Source organism: Actinoallomurus spadix, assembly GCF_024055725.1.
Lineage (GTDB): Bacteria > Actinomycetota > Actinomycetes > Streptosporangiales > Streptosporangiaceae > Actinoallomurus > Actinoallomurus spadix.
Genome location: NZ_JAMXMX010000001.1, coordinates 373,019 through 382,764, shown reverse-complemented (window position 1 = coordinate 382,764; position 9,746 = coordinate 373,019). Strand labels below are relative to the sequence as shown.

Genomic DNA, 9,746 nt, shown 5'->3' with positions numbered 1-9,746 from the left:
CGCCCAGTGTGGACCGATCAGCCCGCCGGCGTGAGGGCCGCGATCGCCTCCGGCGCCGCCTGCCCGATCCGCTCCCGCTGCGGGAACGTCCCGACCGGCACCCGCGCGACCTCCGTCGCCGTCGCGTAGTCCACCACCGACACGGCGTTCGCCTTGCTCAGCGACACGAAGCAGCGTGTGCCGTCGACGCTGCTGGTCCCCCAGTACGGCAGGCTGTCCGTCGGGTAGTTCACGAACCCCTTCGTCGACAGGTCCGCGGTGTCGACGATCGCGGTGTAGTCGTCGATCGTTCCCACGTCGCACAGCTTCGCGCCGTCACCGGACAGCGCCAGGCCGTGGTGCGCGGAGTTCTGCGGGTAGTCGTCCGGCTTCAGCGCCTTACCGTGCGCGCTGTAGGGCATCGTGACCGTCGCGACGGTCTTCGACCGCGCCAGGTCGTACTTGATGAAGCCGTTCAGGTAGGACTGCTGGGCGTAGAAGGTGTTGCCGTCCGGCGCGATGAGGTTCGGCCGGATGCCGTGCGGGAGGTTCCAGGTCTTGACGACCTTGAGCGTGGCCGCGTCGACCTTCGTCAGCCGGAAACTCCCCTTGAGCAGCTCCAGCGCCTGCGGCAGCGACGTCACCCCGATGCTGGAGTTGTAGATGTACTTCCCGTCGGCGGTGTAGTCGTTCTGATGCGGGTACGTCCCCGTGCCGAACCTGCCGGTCACCGCCCCGGTCGCGGTGTCCAGCACCTCGGCGACCTGCGCCGTCGTCGCGGAGATGACGTACCTCCTGCCGTCCGGGGACAGCGCCGCGTGGTCGGCGTGGAAGCCGTCCAGCCGGGTGTGCCACAGCTGCCGCCCCGACACCAGGTCGAACGCCGCCGCGTCGTCGAGGTTGCCGCGCGACACGTACAGCGTCCTGCCGTCCGGGGACAGCTGCACGTCGTCGACGAACCGGTCACCACCCTCGATGCCCTTGACCGTCTCGTACCCGGCCCGCTGGATCGGGTCCATCTCGTCGAGCCGCTGCTGCAGATCCCCGATCACGTTGAACGACCCGAGATTCTGGTACGTGCGCCCGTCGATGAAGCTGACACTGCCGGACTGGCTGTTGCCGACCAACAACACGTCCCGCAGCCCGGCCGCACCGGCCGAACCCGCCGGAACGGACAGTGCCGCGGCCGTCGCCGCGCAGACCACCAGGGCTTTGACTCTCCTGCCGGACATCTCGTCTCCTCACGAACCGCCGTCGCCCGAAACGGGAGTGCGCCTAAGTCTGAGTACGAGGCGCGCCCCCGCACAGATCGCCGCCGCCAACGTCGCGAGGCCCCGATGTCGCCCATCGACAACCGGCTCACCCGCCGGGGAACTCGGCCCAGACGACCGTACGGTCCCCGTCCTCCCGGTAGCCCCACCGCCGCGCCAGCGCGTCGACGATCCGCATCCCGCGCCCGCTCTCCCCGCCGCCCTCCGCTTCGAGCCGCGGGCGCGCCCCGCCGGCGCCGTCGTCGGTGACCTCCAGCCGGTACGCGCCCCGGTCGGCGAGCAGCACCACCATCACCCGCCCTCCCTGGCCCCCCGACGCGGTGTGCGCGACGGCGTTGCAGACCGTCTCGCTGCCCACCGTGACCAGGTCGTCCAGGACCGGATGGCCGCAGGGCAGCAGGTCCCGCAGGAACGCGCGGGCGTACGCGACGGACCGCCGCCGCCCCGGCAGCGTGATCTGGCCCAGCACGACCGGCCCCTCGGTCGCCTCCCCCACCTCGGTCACGCCGCGACCGCCGCCGCGATCCGCCGGGCCGCCTCCGGCACCGACGCGGCGTCCAGCTCGGTGCCGCGCCACAGCAGCCGCCACCGGTCCGGCCGCGGCACCGCCAGCACCGCCTCCTTGCGGCCGCCCCGGCCCAGCACCCACAGCACCGCCTCACCGCGCCCGGGTACGACCAGCAGCGACGTCACGGGGGTGCCGCGCAGCTCCCACGCCAGCCGGACCAGTAGCGCGTACCGTGTGTTCGACATCTGCACCCGAAGGCTCCCTTCTCGTGTCGGACACTTACGGTCACCACCGGCCGCGGCATGCCGCAACATCCACTGACCTGGGACGAACTTTCACCGGGCGAACATTCTCCCCAGCGCGTTCCGCATACAGAGGAACACCGTGAGTGACATGGTGGGCGCATGCCCTCCCGGAACGTCCCGTCCGTACGCCTGCGCCGCATCGGCTCGGCGCTGCGCAAGGCCCGCGAGGACAGCGGGCTGACCATCGACACCGCCTGCCGCCGCTATGGCCGCTCCAAGAGCTGGCTCAGCACCCTGGAGAACGGCCTGCACTCCATCGACCCCCAGGAGCTCGCCGACCTGCTGGACTTCTACGGAGTCCCCGCCGGCCCCCTCCGCGAGTCCCTCCTCCACCTCGCCACCCGCGACCCCAGCAGAAACTGGGTGCGCGTACGAGAGGGCCGAATCTCCGCCGCCGCCCTGGACCTCGCCAGCCTTGAGGAGGATGCGGAACTCATTCGTACGTTTCAGCCGTCCCTGGTGCCCGGCCTCCTGCAGACCCCTGAATATTCGCGAGCACTCATGGCGGTGGGGCCGACCCGGCCACCGCGCAATACCAGGGCGCTAGTGGCTTTCCGCCTAGCGCGGCAGGAGGTTCTGGCGCGACCAAATCCGCCTCGTTACTTAACCGTCATAAGCGAATCAGTGCTTCACCACCCGGTGGGAGGGCGTGGCCTTATGCGGGCTCAGCTGTGCCGTCTTGCTGAGGCCGCGCGAGCCGGTCAGGTGGCTCTGCATGTGCTGCCGAACTCCGCTTCCGCCCATCTCTGGATGGCTGGGCCGTTCCATCTGCTGTCTCTGCGGCCTCCCGGATGCCTCACGGTGTCAGTCGTTGATCAGTTCACCAAGAGTCTCTTCATCGAGGACGAGGCGGAGATCGCCCTACACGAGGAAATCTTCTCTCTGCTTCTGGACGTTTCAATGGAGCAAGACGCTTCTCTAGAGCTAATCGAACGGCTAGCGTCCGCATTATGAGCACTCCTGAGCCGACGAACGCCACATGGCGCAAGAGCCCTCACAGCGGCGGCAACGAGGGCAGTTGTGTCGAGGTCGCCGGTGTGTGGCGGAAGAGCAGCCGCAGCGGTGGTGACGAAGGTGAGTGTGTCGAGGTTGCCGCGTGGCCGGCCTGGCCACGCGGCAGTAGCACCCGCCAGTGATCACGGCGTCGTGACCTCGCAGGCGGGTGCCTTAGCCGCCGGTGTTGCCAGGTCGATGACCGGTTCGCCGGGTTTGGCGTGTCACTGACGGCGTCGGAGTGGCCGTATCGACGGCACGGACGCACGGTTCGAGGTCCGGCCAGGCGAGTCTCCACGCGCCGGTCGTGGATCGCCCGGGATGTCCTCTGCCGCGCCGCGTTCCAGCGCCCGCCGGAGGGTGCGGATGCGACGATGCGGTATGACCGAACCGACTCTGACCGTGGTGAGCGGAGCGCCCGGGACCGGGAAGACCACTCTGGCGCATCGGCTCGCCCGGGAGCTGGGTTGCCCCGCGGTCGTCCGTGACGAGATCAAGCAGGGCATGGTGCTGGCCGCTCCGGGATACGACCCGTCCGGGGACGACCCGCTCAACCTGCCGGCCTCCGTCGTGTTCTTCGACGTGCTGAGGACCTTGCTGACGGGCGGGGTGACCGTGGTCGCCGAGGCGGCCTTCCAGGACCGGGTCTGGCGCCCGAGACTGGAACCCCTCGCCGGGCTCGCCGACATTCGCGTCATCCGCTGCACCACCGCGGCCGCCACCGCCCACGACCGGATCGCCCGGCGCGTCGACGCCGATCCCCATCGGTCCGCGCATGGAGACCGCGAGCTCCTCGCGGCGATCGCCGGCGGGCGGCGCTCCATCGATTCCTTCGTCCCGATCTCCCTGGAGGTTCCCACGCTGACCGTGGACACCGGTGACGGCTATCGTCCGGGCATCCCGGAGATCGTCGCCTTCGCCCGAGGGGTGGTCCGGGATGCCCGCAGACCCTCCTGAGCGGTCCGCGGCCCGCCGACCCAGGAGCCCTGACGGCAGCGGCCCGCAGAGCGCCTCCATCCGGAATCCGCAGTCCGGCCACTGCTACGCCCTGCGAGGGTCCGATCCCGGAACATGTCCGGCACGGTCACCCGGTATGTGAAGTTCGACCGATCGGCCATTGATTCCGGGACCGCGGCGAGCCATATGATTCAGCGGCTGCGCGTGCTGGTTGCCCCCGCCCTAGCGGGCCACGCGGTAGCGGAGGTAGATGACCTTTGAGCTGAAGGTACGGGTCTCGACGAGTTCGAGATCCACCCGGCGCTCGTGCTGTGGGAAGAACGGTATGCCCCCGCCGACCAGCACCGGGTAGACCCTGACCCGGTACTCGTCGATCAGGCCCAGCGCGGCCGCCTCGGCGGCGAGGGTCGCGCCACCGATCGCGATGTCGCCCGTCCCCGGTTCGGCTCGCAGCCGCTCGATCTCCTCCGCCAGGCCGCCGGCGGCGAGGCGGGCATTGCCCTGCACGGCCGGCAGCGTGGAGGAGAACACCACCTTCGGGAGCGGCTTCCAGAGCGCGGTCCACTCGAGCATCGAGTCGTCGAGCGATGGATCCTGGTCGGCGGTCTCCCAGTACAGCATCGTCTCGTACAACCGTCGTCCCATCAGGTGGACGCCGACCCCGCGTATCTCGTCGATGGCGAAGCGGAAGACCTCCTCGTCGGGCGCCGTCCAGTCGAAGCCGCCGTCCGGCCCGACGATGTAGCCGTCGAGTGAGACGCTCATCGAAAAGGTCACGCTGCGCATGAAGAGTCCTCCTCCGTAACGGGTTCGACGGTACGACCGCCGGACGCCGCGAAACTCATCGCGGTTCGCGCACGTCCGGCCGGGCGGTACGGCCGGCGTACCGCCCGGCCGGGCCGGCTCATGAGCCGCGGCCGGTCCGGGGCCGGGCGGAGGATCGTACGAAGGGCCGGTCGGCGGCGCGTAGGTCGCGGGCGGGTCCGGCGGCCCGCAGGACGACGTCCAGGACGCGGCCGGCGTCCGCGGCGTAGGCGTTGCTGAACCAGGCCTCGTTGGCCTCGACGACGGCGAACCGGCCGCTGCCGACGAGGGTCCCGATGTCGATGACCACGGCGCTGGGGACCCCGTCGGCCAGGTGGTCCAGCAGTTCGGCGCCGAAGCCGAGCGCGGGGTGGCCCGGCGGCAGCGGTGCGCTGTCGAGCATTCCGGCGACCGCGTAGCGGCTCGCGGCGCGCACCCGGCCGTCCAGGACGTGGAGCCGGTACTCCTCGGCGAAGGCGACCGGCTCGGCGGACAGCACGGGCAGGTCGGCGGGAAGTCCCGCGGGCAGAGCGGTGCCGTCCGGGCGCACCGCGGCGGGGAACGACTTGCCGGCGGCCGGCTTGACGAACCGGGGGACGCGGTGCCGCCGGGCCCGCCCCAGAGTGGTCAGCTCGACGTGCCGGCCGGTGAAGTACGGCGGCAGGGCCGCGAGCAGATCCGGAGGCGGGTCCAGCAGCGCCGTGTCCAGCGCGGACGCCACCGCGTCGGCGAAGCGCTCGCCGCCGTACAGGTGGGCGCGCCCTTTGAGGGCGGCCGGGATCGGAGGACCGGGCAGGGTGCGCACGTCCATCCCCCGCCACGCGGCGGCCTCCGCCAGGAGCCGGGCCGTGGTGGTCGCGCGCGGCGGCAGTAGGAACGACCGGCGGGTGCTCATCCGGCGTCGCCTGACGTGGCCGGCCGGTCGTGCCCGGCCGCCGCATGGGCGAGGGTGTCCGCCACGGTCGTGCAGGCGAGCCGTGCCACGGCGCGCAGTTCGGGGTCCGGGGTGCCGGCGCGGCTGAGCACGGCCAGCGACTGGTTGACGGCGACGACGAACGTGGCCAGGTCGTCGAGCACGCCGGGGGCGGCCGGGGAGTCCGCCAGTGCCGCGCGTACTCGCCGGCGCTGGGCGTCGAGCAGGGCGCGCACGCAGGCGCCGCTGCCCTCGTCGAGCATCGGCGCCTGCGCGGCGGACTGGGCGATGAGGCAGCCCGAGGGGACCGACGGATCGGCGATGCGGGCCAGGACGACGTCGAAGAACGCCTCGACCGCGCGTACCGGGTCACCGGGGTGTCCCGTGAGCGCCTGCTCGTACCGGGTGCCGTAGGTTTCGGCGTAGCGGTCGAGGCACTGGCGGAAGAGCGCGTCCTTGCCGCCGAAGGTGTTGTAGAGCGAGCCGCGGCCCAGGCCGGTGGCGATGCCCAGGGCGTCCAGCGAGGCGTCCGCGTACCCGCGCTGCCAGAACACGCGCATCGCCTGCTCCAGCGCCGTGCCGACGTCGAACTGCTTGCGGCCGGACATCTCGCACCTCCCGCCTCATGTGGGCGTGGTGGATCCTATCCCCTTCTTGGACTGGTCGGTACAGGAATCTTTGACCGATCAGTACAAGATGGTCTAGCGTAACGGCTCCGCCTCCCCGGCCCGGGGAGGGCGATGGTGAAAGGGACCCCCATGAGCTCGTCCGCGACCCATCTGCCCGCGCCCGACGGCCCCGGTTCCGCCTTCCGGGCGCCGGGCCTTCCGCCCGGCTTCAGGGACGTGTTCACCAGCCGGTACGTCGACACCGGGGAGCTGCGCCTGCACGCGGTCACCGGAGGCGAAGGGCCCGCCCTGCTGCTCCTGGCCGGCTGGCCGCAGACCTGGTACGCCTGGCGCCTCCTGATGCCGGCGCTGGCCCGGGACTTCCGGGTCGTCGCGGTCGACCCGCGCGGAGTCGGGCTGTCGGACAAACCCGTGGACGGATACGACACCGGCACCCTCGCCGCCGACATGGTGGCGCTGATGGCCGGGCTCGGGCACCGGCGGTTCGCCATGGTCGGCCACGACATCGGGATGTGGACCGCCTACGCCGTGGCCGCCGATCACCCGGACCGGCTCGACCGTCTGGCCGTCGCCGAGGCCGTGATCCCGGGATTGTCCCCGTCACCGTCGCTGTTCGGCGGCGCGGAGGCCAACGACCGGCTCTGGCACTTCGCCTTCAACCGCCTCGCCGAGGTGAACGAACAACTCGTCAGGGGACGGGAGGATCTCTACTTCGGCCACCAGTTCGCCGCCAAGGCCGCGCGGAGGCTGCCCGACCACGCCGTCAGGCACTACGTCGACGTCCTCGCGTCGGACCCGGAGGCGCTGCGTGCCAGCTTCGCGTGCTACCGCGCGCTCGACACGACCATCGCCCAGAACCGGCGGCGCGGGACACGACGGCTCACCCTGCCCGTCCTGACGATCGCGGGAGCGGAGAACTCCGGCGAGCTCGTCGGCGACACCATGAGGCTCGCCGCCGACGACGTGACGAGCCTGGTCATTCCCGGCTGCGGTCACTATCCCCCCGAAGAGGCCCCCGAGGCGATGCTGACGGCGCTGACCGCCTTCCTGGCCCCGTACCGCGATCACTCCTAGGGGTGGACGCGGACCGGGGGCCGCTCCCGCGTGTCAGGCGGAGGTGAGGCGGGTCCGCGTCGAGGCCCCGGCGAGCGGAGCGGTCCGGACGGTACGCCCGGGACGGGCGGCCGTCGCTACGAGACGACCTCCAGCGGCAGGTCGCTGCCGCGCCAGGTGGCCGCCAGCTCCTCGACCGGCACGTTGAGCGCCTCGCCGAGGCAGACGATCGTGCCGAATCCGGGGGACGGCAGCCGTCCCGTCTCGATCTTGCGCAGGGTCTCCGGTGAGATGCCGGCCGCGTGCGCGACCTCCGCCAGGTCGCGTCCCGCTCGCGCGTGGCGCAGCAGGGCGCCGAGACGTCTGCCGGCTTCGATCTGCTCCGGGGTGAGCGGTTGGCGGACCATGCCCCCAGGATAGGGCTGGTATTACTATACCGGCAAGTGTTAGAGTTTCCGGTATTACTATACCGGAAACTCTGTGACGCGAGGTAACCGTGATCGACCTGAAGACGCCTGCGGAGATCGAACGCATGCATGTGACCGGGCGTTTCGTCGCCGAGGTCCTCACCGAGGTCGGCCGGCTCGCCGACGTGGGGGTCAACCTCCTGGACCTGGAACACCACGTGCGCGGCATGATCAAACGGCGTGGGGCGGAGTCGTGCTACTGGGACTACGCGCCGTCCTTCGGGCGCGGCCCGTTCCGCAACGTCATCTGCCTGTCCGTCAACGACGCCGTCCTGCACGGCCTGCCGCACGACTACATTCTGCGCGACGGGGACGTCCTCAGCGCCGACCTCGCGGTGACCATCGACGGCTGGGCGGCCGACTCGGCGCGCACGATCATCGTCGGCACCCCCGCCGAGGAGGACCTGCGGCTCATCCGCGCCACCGAGGATGCACTGGAGGCCGCGATCCAGGTGGCACGCCCGGGCAACCGCCTCGGTGACATCTCCGCGACCATCGGGGCGGTGGCCGCCGACTACGGATACCCGGTCAACACCGAGTTCGGCGGCCACGGCATCGGCCGCACCATGCACGAGGAGCTCCACGTCCCCAACAAGGGCCGGGCCGGCCGCGGCATGAAGCTCCAGCCGGGACTGACCCTCGCACTCGAACCCTGGCTGGCGCGCACCACCGACCGGATCGTCTACGACCCCGACGGCTGGACCATCCGGTCGGCCGACGGCTCACGCACCGCCCACTCCGAGCACACGATCGCCATCACCGAGGACGCCCCGCTGGTGCTCACCCGGCGCGAAGCGGAGAACCCGGCGACGCGGACCGGAACCGCGCAGGCCACGGAGAACGCCTGATCATTCAGCCGGCCTGCTGATCCTCACGGGCCGGTGCCGGGCCGCGCGCGGAAGGTGCGGCGGTAGGTGTCCGGAGGCACGCCGACCGTGCGGTTGAAGTGCCGGCGCAGCGTCGTGGCGGTGCCCATGCCGGTGGCCGCCGCGATCGCCTCGACACTGTCATCGGTGGTCTCCAACAGTTCCTGGGCGTAGCGGATCCGCTGCGTGAGCAGCCACTGCAGCGGCGTCGTACCGGTCACCGCCCGGAACTGACGGCCCAGGTTCCGCGCGCTCATCCGCGCCCGGCGCGCCAGGTCCTCCACGGTCAGCGGCTGATCCAGCCGCTCGATCACCCAGGGGAACAACTCGCCCAGGGGGTGACCGTCCGGCGCCGGCACCGGGGCGGTGACGAACTGGGCCTGCCCGCCGTCCCGGTGCGGCGGCACGACCAGCCGCCGGGCCACCGCGTTCGCGACCGACGAACCGTGGTCGCGGCGGACCAGGTGCAGGCACAGGTCCATCGCGGCGGCCTTCCCCGCCGAGGTCAGCACGCTGCCGTTGTCCACGTACAGAACGTCCGGATCCACCTCCACCCGCGGATGGCGGGCGGCCAGGACATCGGTGTGCGTCCAGTGCGTCGTCGCGCGCCGCCCGTCCAGCAGCCCGGCGGCGGCCAGCACGAACGCGCCCGTGCACAGGGACGCCACCCGCGCGCCGGCCTCATGCGCCGCGCGCACCGCCTCCACCAGGGCGGCGGGCGGGTCCTCATCGACGTCCGCCCAGCCCGGGACGATCACGGTGTCGGCGTGCGGGAGCCGGTCCAGCCCCTCGTCGGGCTCCACCCGGAACCGCCCCGCCCGCACGGCGCCCGGCCCGCAGACGACGAAGTCGTACCAGGAACCGGCCAGGCCGGCAGGGCCGTTCCCGAACACCTCGTACGCCAGGGACAGCTCGAAGTGCAGCATCCCATCGGTGACGGCCAGCGCAACCCTATGCATGTCCGGAATTGTACGGGTGATGGCGTTCCGGACACTCGTGGG

13 protein-coding genes are annotated in these 9,746 nt (G+C 71.4%); 5 read left to right on the top strand and 8 right to left on the bottom strand.

The genetic code is table 11. The features are described from left to right. Positions 1 to 17: 17 nt before the first annotated feature. The 3 genes from NE235_RS01690 to NE235_RS01680 all read right to left on the bottom strand — a co-directional run bounded on the left by NE235_RS01690 (position 18) and on the right by NE235_RS01680 (position 2,003). Positions 18 to 1,211, bottom strand: coding sequence for a YncE family protein (locus NE235_RS01690; RefSeq protein ID WP_252798857.1), 1,194 nt, complete (start codon positions 1,209 to 1,211; stop codon positions 18 to 20). A 127-nt stretch (positions 1,212 to 1,338) separates the two neighbouring features. After that, the gene (locus NE235_RS01685; RefSeq protein WP_252798856.1) at positions 1,339 to 1,755 is read right to left on the bottom strand and encodes an ATP-binding protein; all 417 of its coding nucleotides are present in this window, start codon (positions 1,753 to 1,755) and stop codon (positions 1,339 to 1,341) included. Beyond that, positions 1,752 to 2,003 (bottom strand): hypothetical protein, encoded by a 252-nt coding sequence (locus NE235_RS01680; protein WP_252798855.1) that lies wholly within the window; start codon positions 2,001 to 2,003, stop codon positions 1,752 to 1,754. The genes NE235_RS01685 and NE235_RS01680 overlap by 4 nt, the downstream gene beginning before the upstream one ends. 159 nt (positions 2,004 to 2,162) lie before the next feature. Here NE235_RS01680 and NE235_RS01675 point away from each other — a divergent pair, with 159 nt between their 5' ends. From NE235_RS01675 to NE235_RS01665, 3 genes are all read left to right on the top strand, one after another. Next, positions 2,163 to 3,017 (top strand): helix-turn-helix domain-containing protein, encoded by an 855-nt coding sequence (locus NE235_RS01675; protein ID WP_252798854.1) that lies wholly within the window; start codon positions 2,163 to 2,165, stop codon positions 3,015 to 3,017. Then, on the top strand, positions 3,014 to 3,199 hold the full coding sequence (locus tag NE235_RS01670) for a DUF397 domain-containing protein (protein ID WP_252798853.1): 186 nt from the start codon (positions 3,014 to 3,016) through the stop codon (positions 3,197 to 3,199). Before NE235_RS01675 ends, NE235_RS01670 begins: the two co-directional genes overlap by 4 nt. Positions 3,200 to 3,437: 238 nt before the next feature. Further along, on the top strand, positions 3,438 to 4,013 hold the full coding sequence (locus NE235_RS01665; RefSeq protein WP_252798852.1) for an AAA family ATPase: 576 nt from the start codon (positions 3,438 to 3,440) through the stop codon (positions 4,011 to 4,013). Between the two features lie 222 nt (positions 4,014 to 4,235). Here NE235_RS01665 and NE235_RS01660 read toward each other — a convergent pair whose 3' ends face one another. The 3 genes from NE235_RS01660 to NE235_RS01650 all read right to left on the bottom strand — a co-directional run bounded on the left by NE235_RS01660 (position 4,236) and on the right by NE235_RS01650 (position 6,338). Then, positions 4,236 to 4,799: a dihydrofolate reductase family protein gene (locus NE235_RS01660; protein ID WP_252798851.1), complete on the bottom strand. Its 564-nt coding sequence runs from the start codon at positions 4,797 to 4,799 to the stop codon at positions 4,236 to 4,238. 118 nt (positions 4,800 to 4,917) lie between these two features. Beyond that, positions 4,918 to 5,712, bottom strand: a complete 795-nt coding sequence (locus NE235_RS01655; RefSeq protein WP_252798850.1) for an ATP-grasp domain-containing protein — start codon at positions 5,710 to 5,712, stop codon at positions 4,918 to 4,920. Continuing rightward, positions 5,709 to 6,338, bottom strand: coding sequence for a TetR/AcrR family transcriptional regulator (locus NE235_RS01650; protein WP_252798849.1), 630 nt, complete (start codon positions 6,336 to 6,338; stop codon positions 5,709 to 5,711). Before NE235_RS01650 ends, NE235_RS01655 begins: the two co-directional genes overlap by 4 nt. 150 nt (positions 6,339 to 6,488) lie before the next feature. Between NE235_RS01650 and NE235_RS01645 the strand changes: the two genes are divergently transcribed. Continuing rightward, the gene (locus NE235_RS01645; RefSeq protein WP_252798848.1) at positions 6,489 to 7,433 is read left to right on the top strand and encodes an alpha/beta fold hydrolase; all 945 of its coding nucleotides are present in this window, start codon (positions 6,489 to 6,491) and stop codon (positions 7,431 to 7,433) included. Positions 7,434 to 7,549: 116 nt separating this feature from the next. Here the strand turns inward: NE235_RS01645 and NE235_RS01640 are convergent, their stop codons facing one another. Further along, positions 7,550 to 7,819, bottom strand: a complete 270-nt coding sequence (locus NE235_RS01640; RefSeq protein WP_252798847.1) for a helix-turn-helix domain-containing protein — start codon at positions 7,817 to 7,819, stop codon at positions 7,550 to 7,552. A gap of 89 nt (positions 7,820 to 7,908) precedes the next feature. On the opposite strand from NE235_RS01640, the gene map reads away from it, so the two are divergent. Then, complete coding sequence (gene map, locus NE235_RS01635) at positions 7,909 to 8,727, top strand: type I methionyl aminopeptidase (protein WP_252798846.1); 819 nt, start codon at positions 7,909 to 7,911, stop codon at positions 8,725 to 8,727. 23 nt (positions 8,728 to 8,750) lie between these two features. Here map and NE235_RS01630 read toward each other — a convergent pair whose 3' ends face one another. Beyond that, positions 8,751 to 9,704, bottom strand: a complete 954-nt coding sequence (locus NE235_RS01630) for a helix-turn-helix domain-containing protein (protein WP_252798845.1) — start codon at positions 9,702 to 9,704, stop codon at positions 8,751 to 8,753. Positions 9,705 to 9,746 lie beyond the last annotated feature (42 nt).

Excerpts from the sequence above, each read along its gene's own strand:
- NE235_RS01690 (WP_252798857.1), bottom strand. The coding sequence starts at position 1,211 with ATGTCCGGCAGGAGAGTCAAAGCCCTGGTGGTCTGCGCGGCGACGGCC.
- NE235_RS01680 (WP_252798855.1), bottom strand. The coding sequence starts at position 2,003 with ATGTCGAACACACGGTACGCGCTACTGGTCCGGCTGGCGTGGGAGCTG.
- NE235_RS01675 (WP_252798854.1), top strand. The coding sequence starts at position 2,163 with ATGCCCTCCCGGAACGTCCCGTCCGTACGCCTGCGCCGCATCGGCTCG.
- NE235_RS01670 (WP_252798853.1), top strand. The coding sequence starts at position 3,014 with ATGAGCACTCCTGAGCCGACGAACGCCACATGGCGCAAGAGCCCTCAC.
- NE235_RS01665 (WP_252798852.1), top strand. The coding sequence starts at position 3,438 with ATGACCGAACCGACTCTGACCGTGGTGAGCGGAGCGCCCGGGACCGGG.
- NE235_RS01660 (WP_252798851.1), bottom strand. The coding sequence starts at position 4,799 with ATGCGCAGCGTGACCTTTTCGATGAGCGTCTCACTCGACGGCTACATC.
- NE235_RS01655 (WP_252798850.1), bottom strand. The coding sequence starts at position 5,712 with ATGAGCACCCGCCGGTCGTTCCTACTGCCGCCGCGCGCGACCACCACG.
- NE235_RS01650 (WP_252798849.1), bottom strand. The coding sequence starts at position 6,338 with ATGTCCGGCCGCAAGCAGTTCGACGTCGGCACGGCGCTGGAGCAGGCG.
- NE235_RS01645 (WP_252798848.1), top strand. The coding sequence starts at position 6,489 with ATGAGCTCGTCCGCGACCCATCTGCCCGCGCCCGACGGCCCCGGTTCC.
- NE235_RS01640 (WP_252798847.1), bottom strand. The coding sequence starts at position 7,819 with ATGGTCCGCCAACCGCTCACCCCGGAGCAGATCGAAGCCGGCAGACGT.
- NE235_RS01630 (WP_252798845.1), bottom strand. The coding sequence starts at position 9,704 with ATGCATAGGGTTGCGCTGGCCGTCACCGATGGGATGCTGCACTTCGAG.